Genomic DNA, 19,443 nt, shown 5'->3' on the forward strand with positions numbered 1-19,443 from the left:
GTCGCCGCCGAAGCCGAGGCTAGCGGACCGGCCCGCGCCGATCAGACGGCCGGCGCCGCCAGGGCGGGCCCGGACGCGCCGGAGGCGACCAGCAGGCGGGCGAACTCGTCGGCCGGCACGGGGCGCCCGGTGTGGAAGCCCTGCCCCACGTCGCAGCCGATGCCGCGCAGGGCATCCTGCACCTCCTGGCTCTCGATGCCCTCGGCCACCACCTGCAGCCCCAGGTTGTGCCCGAGGTCGACCGTCGAGCGCACGATGAGCTCGTCGGCCGGGTGGGCGTCCATGTTGTTGACGAAGCTGCGGTCGATCTTCAGCACGCTGATCGGCAGCCGCTTGAGCTGGTTGAGCGACGTGTAGCCGACGCCGAAGTCGTCGATCGACAGGACGACGCCGAGGCCGCCGAGGCGCAGCAGCACGTCGAGGGCCCGGGCCGGGTTCTCCATCAGGGCCGTCTCGGTCAGCTCGAGCTCGAGCCGCCCCGCGGGCACGCCGCTCCGCTCGAGGCTGTCGGCCACCAGGTCGGCGAAGCCGGTGTCCAGCAGGTTGCGCGCCGAGATGTTGACGGCCACGGGGAGGGCGCGGCCGGCCGCCTCCCAGCGACGGCAGTCGGCGAGCGCGCGGTCGAGCACGTACCGGGTCAGGGGCCGGATGAGCGCGGTGTGCTCGGCGACGGGGATGAACTCGCCCGGGGCCAGCAGCCCGCGCACGGGGTGCTGCCAGCGCACGAGCGCCTCGGCGCCGACCAGCCCGCCGGTCAGCAGGTCGACCTTGGGCTGGTAGTGGACGACGAGCTCGTCGCGCTCGATCGCCCGGCGCAGCTCGCCGACCAGCGCCAGGCGCTCCGGGCTGTACTCGTCCTGCTCGTCGCCGTAGGTGGCGTAGGGCAGCGACTCGGCCTTCGCCGTGTACATCGCGACGTCGGCGCGGCGCTGGAGGGTCGCGACGTCGGCCCCGTGGTCCGGGTAGAGCGTGATGCCGATGCTGGCCTCGGTGTCGAGCTGCAGGCCGTCGACCACGACCGGGTGGGCGATCGCCTCGCTCAGGACCGCCGCCACCCGCTCGGCGGCGCCGACGTCGGGGACGTCGGGCAGCAGCACGGCGAACTCGTCGCCCCCGAGGCGGGCGATCGTGTCGCTGTCGCGCAGCGCGCCGCGCAGCCGGCGGGCGGTCTCGTCGAGCACGACGTCGCCCGCGCGGTGGCCGAGCGTGTCGTTGACCTCCTTGAAGCGGTCGAGGTCGATCAGCATCACCGCGGCCCGGCGCCCGTGGCGGCGCGCCTGGGCGATCGCCTGCTCAACGCGGTCGTGGAAGAGGCGCCGGTTGGGCAGGCCGGTGAGCGAGTCGGTGACCGACTGGCTGATGTTCTCGCGGAAGGTGAGCCCCGCGCGCAGCACGCACACGAGGAGCGCGGCGGCCGCCATCCAGACCACGTAGCCGGGCGAGCGCGCGTAGTGGTCGAGCACCAGGGCGCCGATCGCCGTGATCACGACCCCGCCCGGCAGCACCATGAGGCTCCAGCCCTCCAGCCGCGCGGGGGTGGCGCGCGGCGCCGGCTGCCAGGCGGCGGCCGCCATGCAGACCATGCCGAGCGGCCAGAAGAAGTCGAGCCCGCCGCCCTCGACGTAGGTGCCCTCGGTGACCTGGAAGAGGTAGACCGCGTCGGCGCCGGCGAAGGTCAGAGCGCCGGCCGCCAGCAGGGCGACGTCGCGGCCCGGGCGCCAGCCGAACAGCGCCGCCAGGCCGGTCACGATCGCGAGCACGAGCGTGTCGCCGAGCGGGTAGGCCAGGTTGGTCAGCACGGCCGCCCGGGAGGCGCCCTCGGCGCCCTCCAGGATCGGCGGCATCAGCACCCCGGCGCCGACCGCCCCGACCACGAGCGCCGCCGCGACCCCGTCGAGCCACTGGCTGGCGTGGAACCGGCGCACGCGGGCGCGCACCATCAGCACGAAGCCGGCGTAGACCAGCGGGTAGAACGCCAGGTAGAGGCCGTCGGCCACCGACGGGTACGGGACCTGCTCGAGGCCGGAGAGCTCGACCACCCACCACACGTCGCCGGCCGCCCAGAGGAGCGCCCCGGCGCCGATCAGCAGCCAGGCGCCCCGCTCGGCGCGCACGAGCAGGGCGCGGGCCACGATGCCGACCGCGCCCACCACCACGAGCCCCGTGTAGACCCAGCGGTCCATGGTCGCCGCGCCGACCGGCCCGGGACGCACCCCGAGCCACAGGTGGAGGCCGTACGCGGCCAGCGCCGCGAGCACCAGCGGCCAGACGACCGCGGCCGCGACGGCGGCGGGCCGGGGGATGCGGGCGGGCAGGAGCTGCACGACCGCGCTATCGGCACCGCGCCCCGCCGATCGAGCGCCGGGGCGCGCCGCCGGTTCAGGCGCGACCGCGCAGCGCCGCGACGGCCGTCTTCTGGACCGCCGTCAGCAGGAAGTAGAGGCCCGTGACCGCGAAGCCCGTCAGCAGCCAGGCCGGCCACCCCTGCGCGATGCGCACGATGAGCGCCGCCGCGCACAGCGCCCCGCCGGCCGACAGGAGGTGCGCGTTGCCCCAGATCGAGACGTGCGTCTCGCGCGGCGAGGCGGTCGGGCGGCGGACGCCGCGGGCGAGCGCCTCCAGCAGCACGAAGGCCGCGACCGCGCCGCCCATCAGGGCGAGCGCGTCGCCCAGCACCGGCCCGCCGAGCCGGTGCGCCGCCTGGGCGATGGAGCCGCCGAGGGCGATCGTGTAGCCGTACGCGCCCGCGGCCGACGACACGGTCCCCGCGAGCTGGCGGCGCAGCTCGCGGGCGCCCTCGTCGGCCCCGGCGCCCGGAGCGTCGCCGCCGTTCACCGCCCGGCCAGGCGCTCGTGCGCCTCCCGGTACGGCGCGCGGAGCCGCTCGTCGAGGAAGCAGAACCGCGCCACGCGCACGCCCGGGTGCGCGGCCAGCGCCTCCGCGAGCGCGGCGACGGCGACCGGCGCTGCCAGCCCGACCGGGTAGCCGAAGATGCCGGTCGAGATGGCCGGGAGCGCGACGGAGGCGAAGCCGCGCTCGGCGGCGCGCGCCACGACGGCGCGGTGGCAGGCGGCGAGCAGCTCGTCCTCCCCCGCCCCGCCGCCCCGCCAGACCGGGCCGACGGCGTGGATGACGGCGCGCTGGGGCAGGCGGCCGGCCGTGGTCACGACCGCGCCGCCCACCGGGCAGCCACCGAGCTCGCGCGACTCGCGCACGAGGTCGGGACCGGCCGCCGCGGCGATCGCGCCGGCCACGCCGCCGCCGTGGGCGAGGTGCTCGTTGGCGGCGTTGACGATCGCGTCGACCTCCTGCGCCAGCAGGTCGGCGACGGCGAACTCGATGGCCATGGCCGCACGGTACCCGCACCGGCGCCCCGCCCGAACGCCCTCTACGCTCACCGCGTGGTCCTCGAGACGACGCTCCACCCGCGCGGGCCCTACTCGCTGGCCGACTCCTCGGCCGGCACGGCGGGCGGCACGCGCGTCATGCGCGGCGGCGTGCTGCGCCTGTGGGACCTCGTGGACGGCCGCCCCGCGCTCGTGCGGCTGTGGCAGCGCGCCGACGGGGCGGTGGAGGCGCGGATGGACGGCGCCGAGCCGGAGCGGGCCGCCGACCGCCTGCGCTTCCTGCTCGCCCTCGACGTCGACCACTCGCCGTTCCTGCGCATGGCCCGCCGCGACCCGCTGGCCCGCGACGTGGCGCTGCGCACGCCCGGGCTGCGGCCGATGCGCCTGGCCACGCCCGCCCACGCGCTGCTGGCCGCCGTCTGCGGGCAGCTCGTGTCGGGCCGCGAGGCGGCCCGCCTGCAGCGGGCGGTGCTGCGCATGTGCACCGGCGAGGCCGACGGCCTGCGCCTGCCGCCCGCCCAGGCCGACCTGGCGGCGCTGCACCCGCCGCGGCTGCGCGCGGCCGGGCTCGCCGAGCGGCGGGCGGCGGCCCTCGTGCGGGTGGCGCGGGGCCCGTCGCTGGAGCGGCTCGCCGGCCACCCCACGCCGGACGTCGTGGCCGCCATCCGGCGCGAGCCGCAACTCGGGCCCTGGTCGGCCGGGGTGATCGCGATGCGCGGGCTGGGCCGCTACGACCACGGGCTGATCGACGACCTCGGCCTCGTGCGGCTGTGGGCCGCCGTGCACGGGCGGCCACCGGAGCCGGGCCAGACGCAGGAGCTGCTCGCCCCCTACGGCGAGTGGGCCGGGCTGGCGAGCGAGTACCTGCTGCGCCACCCGGTGGCCGCCCTCGGCGGCGGCTGGCACCGCGCCGGGGGCCGGCGGCCGGCGGGCCGCTAGACTCCAGCGGCATGTGTGGATTCGCAGGCGAGATCCGCCGGGACGGGTCGCCCGCAGACCTCGCCGCGATCGATCGCATGTCGGCGACGATGCGCGACCGGGGCCCGGACTCCTCCGGGGCGTGGTCCCAGGGCCACGTCGCCCTGGCCCACCGCCGGCTGAAGATCATCGACCTCTCGGCCGCGAGCGGCCAGCCGCTGGTCGACCCGGCCGCCGGGCTGACGGGCGTCTTCAACGGCTGCATCTACAACTACCGCGAGCTGCGCGAGGAGCTGCGCGGCCGCGGCCACCCCTTCACCTCGCAGGGCGACACCGAGGTGGTGCTGAAGGCCTACGCCGAGTGGGGCGACCGCTTCGTCGACCGGCTGATCGGGATGTTCGCGGTCGCGATCGTGGAGCGCGACTCCGGCAGGGTCGTGCTGGCGCGCGACCGCCTCGGCATCAAGCCGCTCTACATGGCCGAGACGCTCGACGCGGTGCGGTTCGCCAGCACCCTGCCCGCGCTGGTCGCCGGTGGGGGCGTGGACACGGGCATCGACCCCGTGGCGCTGCACCACTACCTGACCTTCCACGCCGTCGTGCCGGCCCCGCGCACCATCCTGCGCGGCGTGCAGAAGCTGCCGCCCGCCACGGTGCGCACCATCCACCCCGACGGGCGCACGGAGGACCGGCTCTACTGGTCGGCGCCGTTCGCGCGCGACCCGGCGCGCGAGGGCTGGAGCGAGCGCGACTGGCAGGACGCCCTGCTCGCCTCGCTCACCACGGCGGTCGAGCGGCGCATGGTGGCCGACGTGCCGGTGGGCGTGCTGCTGTCCGGCGGGCTCGACTCGAGCCTCGTGGTGGCCCTGCTGGCCCGCGGCGGCCAGGACCACCTCACCACCTTCTCGATCGGCTTCGAGTCGGTCGGCGGCCGCGAGGGCGACGAGTTCCGCTACTCGGACGTGATCGCGCGGGAGTTCGGCACCGACCACCACCAGATCCGCATCGCCGCGGCCGACCTGCTCGACCCGCTCGAGCGCGCCGTGGCCGCGATGTCGGAGCCGATGGTCAGCCACGACTGCGTCGCCTTCTACCTGCTCAGCGAGCAGGTGGCCAAGCACCTGAAGGTCGTCCAGTCCGGGCAGGGCGCCGACGAGATCCTCGGCGGCTACCACTGGTACCCGCCACTGCTCGGCGCCGACCGCGAGGACGCGCTGTCGATCTACTCCGAGGCCTTCTTCGACCGCGACGCCGCCGACATGGCCGAGCTCGTGGGCGGCGCGTTCGCCGTGCCGGGCGACCCCCCGCGCGAGTACGTGGGCGCGCACTTCGCGGCGCCGGGCGCGCAGACCGCGGTCGATGCGGCCCTGCGCATCGACACCCACGTGATGCTCGTCGAGGACCCGGTGAAGCGGGTCGACAACATGACGATGGCCCACGGCCTCGAGGCCCGCGTGCCGTTCCTCGACCACGAGTTCGTCGAGCTGGCCGCCACCTGTCCGCCCGAGCTGAAGCTCGCCCAGGGCGGCAAGGGCGTGCTGAAGGAGATCGGCCGGCGCGTCCTGCCCCACGAGGTCATCGACCGCCCGAAGGGCTACTTCCCGGTGCCCGGAATCACCCACCTCGAGGGCAGCGTGCTGGAGCGGGTGCGCGAGGCGCTGCACGCGCCGGCCGCCCGCGAGCGCGGCCTGTTCCGCGAGGGCTACGTCGAGGCCCTCCTCGCCGACCCGAACGGCGAGCTGACGCCCCTCCGCGGCAACAAGCTCTGGCAGCTCGGCCTGCTCGAGATGTGGCTGCAGGAGCACGGCATCCGGTGAGCGAGGAGCAGCGGCCCCGCACCGAGCGCGTCGGCCCCGGCGGCGACCCCTACCCGCCGGCCCAGGGCGCGCCCGAGGGCGGGGGCGGCGACGGCCGGCTCGAGGAGGTCACCCTGGACTGCGGCTGGGGCCGGCTGGTGTTCGGCAACACCTTCCGCGACCCCTCCGACGCCGCGGACGTGCTGCGCAGCGAGGCCGACGGCGCGCGGGACATCTGCGTCTACCTGGACGACCCCCACGTGCTGGTGGCGCGCCGCCACGACGAGCTGTTCATCGACCCCTCGCACACCTATCGGCTGGCCCTGCCGGCCGGGCTCGGCGGCCGCCTGGCCTCGCTCGAGGTGCGCGAGCTGCGCGACGAGGCCGACGCCGACGCCGTCAACCGCATGTACACGGCCAACGGGATGATCACGGCGCCGGTGGAGGTGCTGGTCGCCAACTCCGGCCGGCCGGAGTTCCTGCACCTGGTGGCCGAGCACGTGCCGACGGGGGCCGTCGTCGGCACGATCACCGGCGTGGACCACGTCGCCGTCTTCGGCGACCCGGAGGGCGGCACCAGCCTGTGGTGCCTGACGGTCGACATGAACGCCGCCCCGCCCGGCACCGGCCAGGCGCTGCTCACCGAGCTGGCGGAGCGCTTCGCGGCGCGCGGCCGCCGCTTCGTGGACCTGTCCGTGCTCGCCGACAACGCCGGCGCCATCCGGCTCTACGAGCGACTCGGCTTCGAGCGCATCCCCTCCCTGTTCGTGAAGCGCAAGAACCCGATCAACGAGGACCTGTTCGTCGGGCCCAAGGTGCACGGCCTCGACGTGCTCAACCCCTACGCGCGGATCATCGCCGACGAGGCCCGCCGCCGCGGCGTGGCCGTGGAGGTGATCGACGCCGAGTGGGGCGAGATGCGCCTCACCCACGGCGGCCGCCGCCACGTGATGCGCGAGTCGCTGTCGGACCTCACCACCGCGATCGCCATGAGCCGCTGCGACGACAAGCGGATCACCCGCCGGGTGCTCGCCGACGCCGGCCTGCGGGTGCCCCGGGGGGTCACCGCCGGCGGCGGCGAGGAGGACGAGGTCTTCCTGCGCGAGGTGGGCCGGCTGGTGGTGAAGCCCGCCCGCGGCGAGCAGGGCGCGGGGATCACGGTCGGCGTCGAGACCCCGCGGGCGCTGCGCGTCGCGGTCGAGGCGGCGCGACGCCACTGCCCGGACGTGCTGCTCGAGGAGTACTGCGAGGGCATGGACCTGCGGGTGATCGTGATCGACAAGCAGGTGGTCGCCGCGGCCGTCCGCCGCCCGGCGACGATCGTGGGCGACGGCCGCAAGGACATCCGGGCGCTGATCGAGGCCCAGAGCCGGCGGCGCCAGGCGGCCACCGGTGGCGAGTCGCGCATCCCGCTCGACGCGGCCACCGAGGAGGTCGTGCGCGCCGCCGGCCACAGCCTGACCGACGTCCTGCCGGCCGGGGAGGCGCTGGAGGTGCGGCGCACCGCCAACCTCCACACCGGCGGCACCATCCACGACGTCACCGCCGAGCTGCACCCCGACATCGCCGCCGCCTGCGTGGCGGCGAGCGAGGCGATCGACATCCCGGTGACCGGGCTGGACCTGCTCGTACCCGACCCGTCCGGGTCGGAGCACGTCTTCATCGAGGCCAACGAGCGCCCCGGGCTGGCCAACCACGAGCCGCAGCCGACGGTCGAGCGCTACCTCGACCTGCTGTTCCCCGGCACCCGCGGCGTGCCGCGGCGGTGGGTGCCCGCCGAGGCCCAGGGCGACGGCGGCGAGGAGCCGTGACGGCCCGCTCCGCGCCCCGCCTGCTGCGGATCGACCGCGACTACCTCGAGCAGGTCATGCTGGAGCTGCTCGAGATCCCGAGCCCCTCCGGCCGCACCGACCACGTCATGCAGTACGTCGGCGAGCGCCTGGCGGCGATCGGCCTGCCGTTCACCATCACGCGCCGGGGGGCGCTGCTGGCGAGCCTCGACGGCAGCCGCGACGACGTCGACCGCACGGTCGTCGCCCACGCCGACACGATCGGCTGCATCGTCTCGGGCCTGAAGGACAACGGCCGGCTGGCCGTGCGCCCGGTGGGCACGCACAGCGCCCGCTTCTCCGAGGGCGCGCAGGTGCGTGTGTTCACGGACGCGCTCGAGACCGTCATCACCGGCACGATCCTGCCGCTCAAGGCGAGCGGGCACCGCTACGACGACGAGGTCGACCACCAGGGCGTCGGCTGGGAGCACGTCGAGGTGCGCATCGACGAGCCGGCCGAGGGCGTCGACGACCTCCGCCGCCTGGGGATCGACGTGGGCGACTTCGTCGCCCTCCTGTCGCAGCCGGTCATCACGCCGCACGGCTACGTCAAGGCCCGCCACCTCGACGACAAGGCGGGCGTCGCCGCCGCGCTCGCCGCCTTCAAGCAGGTCATCGACGCCGGCGTGCACGTGCCCGTCAACGCGCACCTGCTGATCACCGCGACCGAGGAGATCGGCCACGGCGCGAGCCACGGCGTCGACCCGAAGGTGGCGGAGATCGTCTCGGTCGACACGGCCGTGGTCGCCCCGGACCAGCAGTCGCGCGAGAACGTGGTCTGCGTGGGCATGGCGGACGGCGTGGGCCCGTTCGACTACCACCTGTCGCGGCGCCTGCTGACGCTGGCCGCCGAGCACGGCATCCCGGCGGTGCGCGACGTGTTCGTGCACTACCGCTCCGACCTGGCCGCCGCGCTGGAGTCGGGCGCCGACAGCCGCACCGCCCTGCTCTGCTTCGGCGTCGACGCCACCCACGGGCACGAGCGCACCCACATGGACGGCCTCGTCCACCTGGCCGAGCTCCTGACCGTCTACCTGCAGACCGACCTCGTGTTCCCCGACTGGGACCGCGAGGAGCGCGGCGATCTGCAGGGCTTCCCCTCGCTCGCGGTGCAGCCGGCCTCCGAGGAGGGCCCCCGCGAGGGGCCGATCGGGATCGGCGACTAGGCCGGCGCCCGCCCGCCCCGCCGGCGCGCGACGGCCAGCAGCGCGGCGGCGGCCGGCGCGGCGACGAGGGCCGCGACGACCGTCCAGCCGCCCAGATCCTCGGTGGCCCACGTCCCAGGCCCCGTGGAACGGCGTCGGGTGCGTGTCGCCCGAGACGATGCGGTCGCCGATGCCCACGAGCGCGGCCGCCCCGAGCAGGATCCCGAGCGAGACGAGCGCCGGGCCGCGCGGCGCGGCGCCGCCCGCGCGGAGGATCATCGCCGACGTCAGCAGCTTGGCGACCTTGGCGAGGTCGAGCACCTGCAGCATGCGGGCGGCCTGCAGGCTCGAGAGGCCCGCGCGGGGAGGCGCCCCTGGAGGATGTTCGTGGGCAGCGGGAACGTGGCGAGCAGGATCGCCAGGCCGAAGACGTGGCCGCGCGCCCAGGCGCCGCGGTCGCGCGCCACCGAGAGCATCACGACCGCCTCGACCGGGAACACCAGCCAGCTGCCCCACGCGAGGGACGCCGCGAGCAGCGACAGCCGCCCGCCGAGCGACGAGAAGTCGAGCAGCACGGCGGGGATCGCCAGCCAGGCGGCCGCCAGCACCGGCCGGCGCAGGCGCGCCTCCCAGCGCGCCCCGCGGGGGTCCCGTGTCGCGTCGATCCCGGCCACGGCGTTGCAGGAGAGAGCGCGGCGCGCCGATGACGACCGCGGGGCCGTGCAACCCCCCGGTGGTCCAGTCCGGCCCGGCGGCGCCCCGCCCTCCGCCGCGCGCAGGCCTGGTCGACCGGTGGAAGTTCGCACAAGCGCGCAATACATACTGTGTCGTGACAATTAGCCAGGACCCTGCGAAGAGGAGAGGCTTCCGCATGGCGCTGACCAGCCGCATCGTGTCGCTCGAGGACCTGGACCCAGGCGGCCTGGCCGCGTGGGCCGACCTCGCGGCGCGCGCGGCCGAGCCGAACGTCTTCTTCGAGCCCGAGGTCCTGCTGCCGGCCGCGCGCCATCTGGCCCCGCCCGGCGCGGTGCGCCTGGCCGTGGTGGAGGACGGGCGCGGGCGCTGGATGGCCTGCGCGCCCGTGCGGCGGGTGGCCGCGTGGCGGCGCCTGCGGCTGCCGTGCCTCACCATCTGGACGCACGAGTACAGCGGCCTCGAGGTGCCGCTGGTCGACGCGGGCGCCATCCGCCCGGCGATGGCGGCGCTGCTGGAGGGCGTCCGCGGCCCGCTCGGCGGCCTGTTCGTGACGTTCACCCAGCTGCCCGCCGACGGCCCCGTGCGCGCGGCGCTGCGCGACGTCGCCGACGGGGACGACATCGAGGTCGCGCGCTACGAGCGCGCCGTGCTGCGCCGGCGGCCGCGGTTCAGCTACCTCGACGGCATGAAGGGCAAGCGCCGCGGCGAGCTGGCGCGCCAGCGCCGCCGCCTGGAGGAGCGCCACGCCGGCGTGGCGACGATGGACGTGGCCGCCGACCCGGCGGCCGTGGAGTGGTTCCTCGAGCTGGAGGCCAGCGGCTGGAAGGGCCGCGAGGGCACCGCCCTGGCGAGCGACCCCCGGGTCGCCGCCTTCTTCCGCGAGGCCTGCGAGCGGCTGCGCGGCGCCGGGCGCCTGGAGCTGCTGGCCCTCATGGCCGACGGCCGTCCGATCGCCATGAAGTGCAACATGCTCGGCCATGGCCGGATGTTCGGGTTCAAGCAGGCGTTCGACGAGTCGATGGCCGCCTACGGGCCGGGCAAGCTGCTGGACATCGACACGATGCGCAGCTTCCACGAGCGCGAGGACGTCGACATGCTCGACACCATCGCCTCGGCCGAGAACGCCTCGATCAACGCGATGTGGCCCGACCGGCGCGCGCTCGCCACCGTGCTCGTGCCGACTCGCGGACCGCTCGGCCGGGTGGCCGGCTGGGCCGTCGCCCGCGTCGCGGGCCGGCGCGCGGCGGGCCAGGACGCGGCGCCGACCGACGCCGTGGCCGCGGCCGGCGTGGAGCCGCAGGAACTGGTGCCGAGCGGCCGCTGATCCGGGCGGCGGCCGCCGTCAGGCGGCGGCGAGCCAGCGCGCCGCGTGCTCCCGCCGGCGCTCCAGCTGCTCGAGCGTGGCCTCCCCCACCCGCTCGAGGCCCACGCGGCGGTTGAGCTCCGCGTTGACCTGGGCGTGCGACAGCCCCGTGATGCGCGAGATGTGGCGCACGAGGGCGGCGTTGGCGTCGCGCAGGCGGCGGCGGCGCTCGCGCGGCGAGAGGGCCCGCTCCTCCTCCGACCCCGGCGGCGCGGGCGCCACGAGCAGCGGCGCCGGGGCCAGCTCGAGCAGCAGGCCGTCGTCGTCGCGCTCGGCGGCCGCCGGCGCGGGCGCCACGGGCACGAGCGGCTCGGCCGCGCCAGTGGTCGCCACGGCCGAGATCGGGGCGAACAGCGAGAGCTGATCGTCCGGGTCGCCGGCCGGCTCCTCCGGCGGCTCCTCGGCGTCCTCCGGCGGGGCGCCCTCGCCGTCGTCGCGGCGCAGGCTGTGGCGGCGCTGCTCGGCGATCGCCGCGGCGTGGGCGCGCAGGCGCGGGTCGTCGGGGATGAACATGTGGCTCGGCTGCGCGCCGAGCCCGCGGGTCCAGCGCACGAGCCGCCCGACGGCCTGGCGGAAGAAGAGCTCGGTGGTGGTGGTGGTCGCGTAGACGCCGACCCGCAGCCGCGGGATGTCGACGCCCTCGGAGATCATCCGCACGGCGACGATCCACGGATCGGTGCCCTGCGCGAAGGCCCCGATGCGCGCCGAGGCCGCCGGATCCTCCGACACCACGACCGTCGCCTCCACCCCGACCCGCCGCCGCAGCAGCGCGGCGATGCCGCGCGCGTGCTCCTGGTCGATGGCGATCACCATGCCCCCGGCCCCGGGGTGGGTGCGGCGCACCTCCAGCAGGCGTTCGTGGGCGCGACGCAGGACGTCGGGCAGCCACTCCCCCTCCACCGACAGCGCGGTGCGCAGGCGCTGGGCCGCGCCCACGGGGTCGAGGCGGTCGGCGAAGGTGGCGCTCGCCTGGGTGCCGTCGGCCGCGATCCACTCCATGTGGCCGTCGGTGCGCGGGAAGTGCACCGGCCGTACGACCCCGCCGTCCTCGAGCGCGTCGCCGTAGCCGTACTCCACGTCGGCCTGGGCGAGGCCCTCGTCGTCGTAGCGCACGAACGGGATCGCCCGCGTGTCCGAGCGGAACGGCGTGCCGGACAGGCTGAGGCGCACGGCCGCGCCGGCGAAGGCGGCGCGCACGCCGTCACCCCAGGCGCGCTCCTCGCCCGAGTGGTGGCTCTCGTCGAGCACCACGAAGGCGCCGGCCGCGATCGGGGCCAGCGCGGCGGCGCTCCCGGCCACCTGCTGGTACGTCGTCACCATGCCGTGCACGTCGGCGGGCAGGCGGCCGTCGGCCGGCGTCCACCCCGGCTCGAGGTGCAGGTCGAGGCGCTCCGCCGCGTCGGCCCACTGGGTCTTGAGGTGCTGGGTGGGCGCGACCACCACCAGCCGCCGGCGCGGGTGCTCGGCGAGGTCCTGGCGCGCCGCCGCGAGCGCGAACGTGGTCTTGCCGGCGCCCGGGGTGGCGACGGCGAGGAAGTCGGGGCCGGACCGGGCGCGGAAGGCGTCGAGGGCGGCCTTCTGCCAGCGCCGGAGTCGGATCGAGCGAGCCATGCGAGCCGGGCACGATACCCGCCGCGGCGGACGCGCGCCGCGACCCGCCCGGCACCGGGGATAGGCTGCCCCCGATGACGGGACGGGTGCTGGTGACGGGCGGCTCCGGGGTGCTCGGCCGGGCGGCCGTCCCGCGCCTGCGCCGGCGCGGGTGCACGGTCGACGCCCCCGCCCGCGCCGACCGGGCCCTGCTCGACCCGGCCGCGGCGCGCCACGCGGTGCGGGGCGCGGCGGCCGTGCTGCACCTGGCGTCGCGCATCCCGCTGCCGGCGCGCGCCGGCGAGGCCGGCGCCTGGATGCCGGACGGGGGGCCGGTGCCGCCGCACCTGCGCTCCGCGGCCGACGCCGAGCGCGCCGTGCCGGCCCTCGAGGGGACCGCCACGCGCGGCGTGGTGCTCCGCCCGGGGCCGCTCCACGGCCCGGGCGCCTGGACCGGCACCCCCGACCCGCGCCGGGGGGCCACCCTCCGCGTCGACGCGGCCGGCGAGGCCCTCGCGCGGGCGCTCGGCTTGCCGGGCGGGGTGCACGTGGTCGCCGACCCGGCCCCCGCCGCCGGCGCTCCGGGGGCGGGGGCATGAGCCGGCCGGCCGCCGACGGGTGGCTCGAGCGCGTGCGCGCGCTGTGCCTGGCGCTGCCCGAGACGAGCGAGCGCCCCAGCCACGGCCGGCCGGCGTTCTTCGTCCGCGGCAGGCGCTGCTTCGTGATGTTCCTCGACGACCACCACGGCGACGGCCGCCTCGCGATCTGGTGCGCGGCGCCGCTCGGCGCCCAGGACGAGCTCGTCGAGACGGCGCCCGACCGCTGGTTCGTGCCGCCGTACGTCGGCCATCGCGGCTGGGTGGGGCTGCGCCTGGACCGCGACCCGGCCGGGGCGGAGGTGGCCGCGGCGGTCGAGGACGCCTACCTCGCGGTCGCGCCAGTCCGGCTGGCCGACGCGATGCGCGCCCGGCGCCCGGCCTGACCGGCCCGCTCAGCCCGCGGAGGCCGCCCCCACCTCGCGCGCCCGGCGGCGCGGCGCGATCGCGAGCGCCAGCAGCGCCGCCACGAGCGCCGCCGCGGCGCCCAGCCACAGCGAGGTGCTGAAGCCGCCCTCGGCCGGGATGTCGGTGCCGGCGATCGTGTCGCTCGCGATCAGCGTCACCGCGGCCTGCGCGCCGATGGCGCTGCCCACGGTGCGCACGACGGTGTTCATGCCGGTGGCGATGCCGGTCTCGGTGGGCTCGACCGCGTCGGCGATGAGCTTCGGCATCGCGCCGAAGGCGATCGCGACACCCACCGCGCCCACGGCGTAGCCGGTCATCAGCTGCCAGGGCTCCTCGTGCCAGCCGGCGAGCATCGCGGCGCCGAGGCCGGTCACGAGCAGGCCGATGGCCAGCGCGACGCGGAAGCCCACCTGGCGCCCCAGCACGCCGCCGTACGGGCCGGCGGGCAGCATCGCGACCGCGCCGGGCAGCAGGTAGAGCGCGGACACCGTCACGCTGGCGCCGAATCCGTAGCCGACCAGGTCCCGCATCCCCTCCGGCACCCCGCTCGGCATCTGGGCGAACGTCGGGAGCACGGTGAAGATGGCGTACATCGTGAAGCCGCAGAACAGGGCGGCGAGGTTCGTGAACAGCACGGGCCGGCGGGCGAGCATCCGCATGTCCACCAGCGGCTGGTCGGTGCGGGCCTCCACCCGGCCCCACACGACCAGCAGCACGAGGCCCGCGCCCATCAGGCCGAGCAGCCGTGGCGAGCCCCAGCCCCAGGCCTGGCTCTCGGTGAGCGCCACCAGCAGGCAGACGAGCCCCGCCGACAGCAGCAGCGCGCCCGGCACGTCGATGCTGGCCTTCGCGCGCGTCGGCGAGGGCGGCACGAAGCGCCGCACGAGCACGATGCCCGCGAGCCCGATCACCGCGCCGATCACGAACAGCAGCCGCCACGAGGCGTGGTCCACGATCAGGCCGCTCATCACCAGGCCGAGGCCGCCGCCGAGGCCGAGCATCGACGAGATCAGCCCCATCGCCACGCCCATCCGCTTGGGCGGCATCTCGTCGCGGATGATCGAGAAGCAGAGCGGGTAGACGGCGCCGCCCATCCCCTGCAGCGCCCGGAAGACGATCAGCGACCAGATGTCCCAGGCGACGATCGACAGCAGCGACCCGGCCGTGAACAGGCCCAGCGTCACGAGCAGCATGCGGTCCTTGCCGTACTGGTCGCCCAGGCGGCCGAGCAGCGGCGTCGCCACGGAGGCGCTCAGCAGGTAGATCGAGACCGTCCACGCCACCCAGCCGGTGGTCGTGCCCAGGTCGCGCTGCACCACCGAGAGCGCCGGCACGATGACCGCCTGCATGAGGGCGAAGCTGCCGCCCGCGACGGTGAGCGCGAGCAGCAGCGGGCCGGGACGGACGGCGCTCGGCCGTGACGGTGCGGCGTGGGTCGTCACTCGGGTCCTCCTGCGGGCCGGTCGGGCGCCGCGTCGCGCCGCCTCGTGCTGAACGCAACGTATAGTAACGGCGATGGAGGAGGCCCGTCCCAGCCCGACCCCCGCCCCGGCCTCGACGCCGCGCCGGCGGGGGCGCCCGCGCTCGGAGGCGGTCGGCGAGGCGATCCTCGAGGCCGCCGCGCGCCTGCTCGGCGAGCGCGGCTACGCGGCGCTCACGATGGAGGGCATCGCGGCCGAGGCGGGCATCTCCAAGCCCACCCTCTACCTGCGCTACGGGGGCAAGGCCGAGGTCGTGGCCGCCGCCTTCGCGCGGCTGCGCATGGGCGCGGCGCCGGCGCCGGCGGGCGACCTGCGCGCCGACCTCGTGGCCCAGCTGCGCCACCTGCGCCGGGTCTACGCCACGGTCGGGATGTCGGTGCTCGGCGTCTGCCTGGCGGAGGAGGAGCACGAGCCCGACCTCATCGCGGGGCTGCGCGAGGGCAGCCTGGAGCCGGGGCGGCGGCTGATGCGCGACGCGATGGCGGCGGCGCGGGAGCGCGGCGAGATCGCCGCCGACGCCGACCTCGACACCGCGGTCGAGATGGCCGTCGGCGCCTTCTACGCGCACCACCTCGCGGGCACGGGCTTCGACGAGGGCTGGGCGGAGCGGGTGGTCGACGCGCTCCTGCGCGGGCTGCGCCCGGCGAGCTGAAGCCGGGCCCCGCGTGAACGCCGCGGGGACCGGCGCCCGAGCGCAGGCGAGCGGCGATCCGCGGCGGCGCGATCGGGCGATCCGATCCCGGGTCGGCGAGGCGATCACGCGGTGGATCGACGGCCGGGGACCGGCTCTTCCTCGGCGAGCGCCCCCGCGGCGGCCCGGCGACGGGGCCGTCGCGGGGGGCACCCCGTCATCACCTGATCACGGACACGTCGCGGTGGCCCCCGTGCCGGTCGCCTCGACGACGCACGAGTCGTCGGCCGCGATCGCCGTGTTGCCGTCACCGCCCGAGGCGAGCGCTTCGCTGCCGCTCCCACGGACGATGGCGGTGTTGTCGTTGCCGTTCAGCGCGTTGGCGGTGCTTCCGTCGCCGAGGACCGTCGCCGTGTTGCCTGTGCCGTCGCTCGCCCGGGCGGCGCTGTCGTCGCCGGTGACGGTCGCGGTGTTGTCGGCGCCCTGCGCGAAGGCCCGGCTCCGATCCCCGTGCACCGTCGCGGTGTTCGCCATGCCGAGCGCCGTGGCGACGGCGTAGTAGCCGGTCGCCGTCGCCGTGTTGCCCGTCCCGGCCGCTTCGGCCCAGCTGCCCTCGCCGGTCGCCGTGGCTACGTTCGCCTCGCCGCTCGCGAGCGCGTAGCCGCCGGCGGCCATGGCGCGGTTCTGCGTCCCGCCGACGGCGTACGCGGCGCCTCCCACGCCCCGTGCGACGGCGACGGACCCTCGGCCCTCCGCGAAGCAATTCGCGCTGCCGGCCTGGACCCGCACCTCGCCGTTCGTCGCGACGCACATGTCTGCCTGAGCAGCCGCAGGCGCAGCGGCGAGCGCGCTCCCGAGCGCGACCGCACCGCTCCCGAGGAGCGCCGCCGCGCGACACCGCAGCCTGCGTCCTGAGGTGGTCGTCATCTCCGTCCTCCAGTTCCCGGTCATGCGGACGCCGGTGCAGCGCCCGCGATCCGCCGTCCGATGCGATCCTCGCCGCGTCGACTCGCATCGGAATGCGAGGGGGCTCGGATCTGCGGCTCGGGAAACCGCCGCGCAGAGAGCGGCTCGGCCGCACCGTGCTCGGCGATGGACCCGCGACCGGTGCCGGTTCAGCCCGGGTGCCACCCGGGGTCGTGGTGACCGCTCACGACGGGCCTCCCGCGGGCGCACCGTCGCCGGCCGCGCGCACGGGGGTGGGGCGGCCCTCCTCGTCGACCGCCACCATCGTGAAGACGCCGGCCGTGCAGAGCCGCCGGGCGTGCGTCACCGGGTCCTCCTGGTGGGCCTCCACGCGCACCCGCATGCTGGTGCGGCCGACCGACTCGACGACCGCCACCAGCTCCACGAGCTCGCCCGCGTGGATCGCCACCCGGAACTCCAGGCCGTCGACCGCCGCGGTCACCACGGCCGGCGAGCCCGCGCGGCGCATCCCGGCCACGCCGGCGGCCGTGTCCATCCACGCCATGAGCGTGCCGCCGTAGAGCGTGCCCATGTGGTTGGTGTCGCCCGGCAGCACCACGTTGCACATGCGCGTCTCGGGCGGTGCGGCGCCCTCCGTCATGCCCTCGCCCCCTCCGTCGCCACGATCGCCAGGATGTCCGCCGCGTGGGCCTCCATCAGCCACGGGCCCACCCCCCACACGCGCTCCAGCTCGCGCCCGTCCGCCGGCGCCGCCTGCGCGATCGCCGACAGGGTGCGGTTGGAGGCCACCCGGAAGGCCGGCCAGCCCAGCTCCTTCGCCACCCGGCCGCGCCAGGCGCGCAGCGCCTCGAACAGCGCCCGCTGCGGCCCGGTCAGCGCCTCGCCCTGATGCGGGATGCCGGCGGCGCGCCGCCCGGGCGGCGCCTCGCCCGTGGCGACCTGCGCCAGGTCGGCCGGCATGGCGCAGCGGTCGCAGCAGCGCTCCTCGGGCGCGGGCTCGGCGGGGTCACCGAAGTGCGCCAGGAAGACCCGGCGCCGGCACCCGTCGCCGCGCACGTAGGCCACGGCCGCGTCGAGGGCGCGATGGCGGCGGCGCAGCTCGGCGGCCACCTGGCCGTCCAGCTCCTCCCGGTGCTCGGGGGACAGCCGCGCCGCGGCCAGGCGCCCGCGCCGGCCGCCGCCCGGCGCGGCCTCGACCTCCAGCGCCCCCACCCGCTCGGCCATCGCCAGCCGGAAGCCGGTCTCGTCGTCGACCTGGCCCCGCCCCAGCTCGAAGCCGCCGTCGGCCCCCGCGCGCGCCGCCAGCCGGCCGAGCAGCGCGTCGACCTGGGCCGCGTCGATGCGCGCCGCGCCGATGCGCCGGCGGATCGCCACCTCGTCGCCGGGCCCGGCCACGATCACGTGGCGCGACGGCTCGCCGTCGCGCCCCGCGCGCCCCGCCTCCTGGTAGAGCTGCTCCAGCGAGTCGGGCAGCGCCAGGTGCACCACCAGGCGCACGTCCGGCACGTTGACGCCCATCCCGAACGCGTTCGTCGCCGCCACCACCTGCGCCGCGCCGCTCGTGAAGGCCTCCTGGGTCGCGTCGCGGTCGGAGCGGCCGGCGTGGTAGGCGACCGCCGCGATGCCGTCCGCGCGCAGCGCATCGGCGGTCTCGTCGGCCAGGCGCCGGGTGCCGCAGTAGACGATCGCCTTGCCGCCGCGCGTCCCGTCGAGGGCCGCGCGCAGCGCCCGCCGCTTGCGGGCGAGCGCGCCGCGCCCCTCCGCCCAGAGGGCGTCGAAGGTGAGGTTGGGGCGGTCGAAGCCGCCGACCACCTCCACCGGCTCCTCCAGCTCCAGGCGCCGCGCGATGTCGGCGCGCACGCGGGGCGTGGCGGTCGCCGTGAGCGCCATCGTCGCGCGGGGGCGCAGCTCGCGGCGGAAGCGGCCCACCCGGCGGTAGTCCGGCCGGAACTCGTGTCCCCACTCCGACACGCAGTGCGCCTCGTCGATCACCAGCAGCTCCACCCGCGCGGCGGCCATCGCCGTCCGGAACGACGCCGAGTGGAAGCGCTCGGGCGCCACGTAGAGCAGGGCGAGCTCGCCGCGGCGGGCGCGCTCGAGGGCCGCGCGCGCCTCGTCGTCGGACAGCCCGGAGTGGAGCGCGGCCGCCGGCACGCCGGCCCGCAGCAGGCCGCCGAGCTGGTCCGTCATCAGCGCGATGAGGGGCGAGACGACCACCGTGAGGCCGCCGAGGGCGGCCGCGGGGGCCTGGTAGCAGAGCGACTTGCCCGACCCGGTCGCCATCACCACGAGCGCGTCCCGGCCGGCCAGCGCGGCGGCGATGGCGCGGTCCTGGCCCGGGCGCAGGCGGCGGACGCCGAGGCGCCCGAGCACGGCGGGCAGCGCCTCGCGCGACGGCGACGCGGCCGCGTCGCCGGCCGGCGGGCGGCGCGCGACGAGCCCGGTCACCAGGCGGCCGAGCAGGGCGCGCGCCTCGCGCCCCAGGGCGGGCCAGGCCTCGCGCAGCTCGGCGAGCAGCGCCTCGATGCGGGCGTGCGCCTCGGGTCCCTCGGCGCCGGCCCGCTCCGCGGCGCCCACCCAGCGTGCGAGCTCGGCGAGCGCGCCGAGCGGCAGCTCCGCGCCCGGGATGCCGTGGTCGGCCGTCGCCGGCCCTGCGAGCGCGCCCGTCACCCCGTCAGGGTGGCATCCCGCCCGGACGGCCCGCCCGGTGGGCTAC

The 19,443-nt window shown here is 76.8% G+C and carries 17 protein-coding genes; 8 read left to right on the forward strand and 9 right to left on the reverse strand.

Features of this window, described 5'->3' with window-relative positions; all coding sequences use genetic code 11:
• Nucleotides 1–41: 41 nt before the first annotated feature.
• From ITJ85_RS09835 to ITJ85_RS09845, 3 genes are read right to left on the reverse strand one after another with little or no spacing between them, the layout of a single operon-like run.
• On the reverse strand, nt 42–2,324 hold the full coding sequence (locus tag ITJ85_RS09835; protein WP_217912924.1) for a putative bifunctional diguanylate cyclase/phosphodiesterase: 2,283 nt from the start codon (nt 2,322–2,324) through the stop codon (nt 42–44).
• Between the two features lie 55 nt (nt 2,325–2,379).
• Nucleotides 2,380–2,835: a hypothetical protein gene (locus ITJ85_RS09840; protein ID WP_217912925.1), complete on the reverse strand. Its 456-nt coding sequence runs from the start codon at nt 2,833–2,835 to the stop codon at nt 2,380–2,382.
• Nucleotides 2,832–3,347, reverse strand: coding sequence for a macro domain-containing protein (locus tag ITJ85_RS09845; RefSeq protein WP_217912926.1), 516 nt, complete (start codon nt 3,345–3,347; stop codon nt 2,832–2,834). The genes ITJ85_RS09840 and ITJ85_RS09845 overlap by 4 nt, the downstream gene beginning before the upstream one ends.
• A gap of 54 nt (nt 3,348–3,401) precedes the next feature.
• Between ITJ85_RS09845 and ITJ85_RS09850 the strand changes: the two genes are divergently transcribed.
• From ITJ85_RS09850 to ITJ85_RS09865, 4 genes are read left to right on the forward strand one after another with little or no spacing between them, the layout of a single operon-like run.
• Nucleotides 3,402–4,286, forward strand: a complete 885-nt coding sequence (locus ITJ85_RS09850; protein WP_217912927.1) for a DNA-3-methyladenine glycosylase family protein — start codon at nt 3,402–3,404, stop codon at nt 4,284–4,286.
• 11 nt (nt 4,287–4,297) lie between these two features.
• Complete coding sequence (locus tag ITJ85_RS09855) at nt 4,298–6,082, forward strand: N-acetylglutaminylglutamine amidotransferase (RefSeq protein ID WP_217912928.1); 1,785 nt, start codon at nt 4,298–4,300, stop codon at nt 6,080–6,082.
• Nucleotides 6,079–7,872 (forward strand): N-acetylglutaminylglutamine synthetase, encoded by a 1,794-nt coding sequence (gene ngg, locus ITJ85_RS09860; RefSeq protein WP_217912929.1) that lies wholly within the window; start codon nt 6,079–6,081, stop codon nt 7,870–7,872. The genes ITJ85_RS09855 and ngg overlap by 4 nt, the downstream gene beginning before the upstream one ends.
• The gene (locus ITJ85_RS09865) at nt 7,869–9,056 is read left to right on the forward strand and encodes an osmoprotectant NAGGN system M42 family peptidase (protein WP_217912930.1); all 1,188 of its coding nucleotides are present in this window, start codon (nt 7,869–7,871) and stop codon (nt 9,054–9,056) included. The genes ngg and ITJ85_RS09865 overlap by 4 nt, the downstream gene beginning before the upstream one ends.
• A gap of 266 nt (nt 9,057–9,322) precedes the next feature.
• Here the strand turns inward: ITJ85_RS09865 and ITJ85_RS09870 are convergent, their stop codons facing one another.
• Nucleotides 9,323–9,709: a hypothetical protein gene (locus ITJ85_RS09870; protein ID WP_217912931.1), complete on the reverse strand. Its 387-nt coding sequence runs from the start codon at nt 9,707–9,709 to the stop codon at nt 9,323–9,325.
• 197 nt (nt 9,710–9,906) lie between these two features.
• Between ITJ85_RS09870 and ITJ85_RS09875 the strand changes: the two genes are divergently transcribed.
• Nucleotides 9,907–11,055, forward strand: a complete 1,149-nt coding sequence (locus tag ITJ85_RS09875; RefSeq protein WP_217912932.1) for a GNAT family N-acetyltransferase — start codon at nt 9,907–9,909, stop codon at nt 11,053–11,055.
• Between the two features lie 18 nt (nt 11,056–11,073).
• Here the strand turns inward: ITJ85_RS09875 and ITJ85_RS09880 are convergent, their stop codons facing one another.
• Nucleotides 11,074–12,705, reverse strand: a complete 1,632-nt coding sequence (locus tag ITJ85_RS09880; RefSeq protein ID WP_217912933.1) for a DEAD/DEAH box helicase — start codon at nt 12,703–12,705, stop codon at nt 11,074–11,076.
• A gap of 74 nt (nt 12,706–12,779) precedes the next feature.
• Here ITJ85_RS09880 and ITJ85_RS09885 point away from each other — a divergent pair, with 74 nt between their 5' ends.
• Together ITJ85_RS09885 and ITJ85_RS09890 are read left to right on the forward strand one after the other, a co-directional pair.
• Nucleotides 12,780–13,283 (forward strand): NAD-dependent epimerase/dehydratase family protein, encoded by a 504-nt coding sequence (locus ITJ85_RS09885; protein ID WP_217912934.1) that lies wholly within the window; start codon nt 12,780–12,782, stop codon nt 13,281–13,283.
• A complete protein-coding gene (locus ITJ85_RS09890; protein WP_217912935.1) occupies nt 13,280–13,666 on the forward strand; it encodes an MmcQ/YjbR family DNA-binding protein in 387 nt (128 codons plus the stop codon). Before ITJ85_RS09885 ends, ITJ85_RS09890 begins: the two co-directional genes overlap by 4 nt.
• A 9-nt stretch (nt 13,667–13,675) precedes the next feature.
• Here ITJ85_RS09890 and ITJ85_RS09895 read toward each other — a convergent pair whose 3' ends face one another.
• Nucleotides 13,676–15,130 carry an MFS transporter gene (locus ITJ85_RS09895; protein ID WP_217912936.1) on the reverse strand — a complete coding sequence of 485 codons (1,455 nt, stop codon included), beginning with the start codon at nt 15,128–15,130 and terminating at the stop codon, nt 13,676–13,678.
• A 73-nt stretch (nt 15,131–15,203) separates the two neighbouring features.
• Here ITJ85_RS09895 and ITJ85_RS09900 point away from each other — a divergent pair, with 73 nt between their 5' ends.
• Nucleotides 15,204–15,821, forward strand: coding sequence for a TetR/AcrR family transcriptional regulator (locus ITJ85_RS09900; RefSeq protein ID WP_217912937.1), 618 nt, complete (start codon nt 15,204–15,206; stop codon nt 15,819–15,821).
• Nucleotides 15,822–16,028: 207 nt separating this feature from the next.
• Here ITJ85_RS09900 and ITJ85_RS09905 read toward each other — a convergent pair whose 3' ends face one another.
• The 3 genes from ITJ85_RS09905 to ITJ85_RS09915 all read right to left on the reverse strand — a co-directional run bounded on the left by ITJ85_RS09905 (nt 16,029) and on the right by ITJ85_RS09915 (nt 19,397).
• A complete protein-coding gene (locus ITJ85_RS09905; RefSeq protein WP_217912938.1) occupies nt 16,029–16,475 on the reverse strand; it encodes a hypothetical protein in 447 nt (148 codons plus the stop codon).
• A gap of 475 nt (nt 16,476–16,950) precedes the next feature.
• Nucleotides 16,951–17,367, reverse strand: coding sequence for an acyl-CoA thioesterase (locus ITJ85_RS09910; protein WP_217912939.1), 417 nt, complete (start codon nt 17,365–17,367; stop codon nt 16,951–16,953).
• On the reverse strand, nt 17,364–19,397 hold the full coding sequence (locus ITJ85_RS09915) for a RecQ family ATP-dependent DNA helicase (protein ID WP_217912940.1): 2,034 nt from the start codon (nt 19,395–19,397) through the stop codon (nt 17,364–17,366). The genes ITJ85_RS09910 and ITJ85_RS09915 overlap by 4 nt, the downstream gene beginning before the upstream one ends.
• Nucleotides 19,398–19,443 lie beyond the last annotated feature (46 nt).

It is taken from the genome of Miltoncostaea marina (assembly GCF_018141525.1).
GTDB lineage: Bacteria > Actinomycetota > Thermoleophilia > Miltoncostaeales > Miltoncostaeaceae > Miltoncostaea > Miltoncostaea marina.

Bases quoted from the DNA above. Each gene is read 5' to 3' on its own strand.
- ITJ85_RS09905 (WP_217912938.1), bottom strand. From the start codon at position 16,475: ATGGCCGCCGGCGGCTACGCGCTCGCGAGCGGCGAGGCGAACGTAGCC.
- ITJ85_RS09885 (WP_217912934.1), top strand. From the start codon at position 12,780: ATGACGGGACGGGTGCTGGTGACGGGCGGCTCCGGGGTGCTCGGCCGG.
- ITJ85_RS09875 (WP_217912932.1), top strand. From the start codon at position 9,907: ATGGCGCTGACCAGCCGCATCGTGTCGCTCGAGGACCTGGACCCAGGC.
- ITJ85_RS09880 (WP_217912933.1), bottom strand. From the start codon at position 12,705: ATGGCTCGCTCGATCCGACTCCGGCGCTGGCAGAAGGCCGCCCTCGAC.
- ITJ85_RS09900 (WP_217912937.1), top strand. From the start codon at position 15,204: ATGGAGGAGGCCCGTCCCAGCCCGACCCCCGCCCCGGCCTCGACGCCG.
- ITJ85_RS09890 (WP_217912935.1), top strand. From the start codon at position 13,280: ATGAGCCGGCCGGCCGCCGACGGGTGGCTCGAGCGCGTGCGCGCGCTG.
- ITJ85_RS09910 (WP_217912939.1), bottom strand. From the start codon at position 17,367: ATGACGGAGGGCGCCGCACCGCCCGAGACGCGCATGTGCAACGTGGTG.
- ITJ85_RS09845 (WP_217912926.1), bottom strand. From the start codon at position 3,347: ATGGCCATCGAGTTCGCCGTCGCCGACCTGCTGGCGCAGGAGGTCGAC.
- ITJ85_RS09855 (WP_217912928.1), top strand. From the start codon at position 4,298: ATGTGTGGATTCGCAGGCGAGATCCGCCGGGACGGGTCGCCCGCAGAC.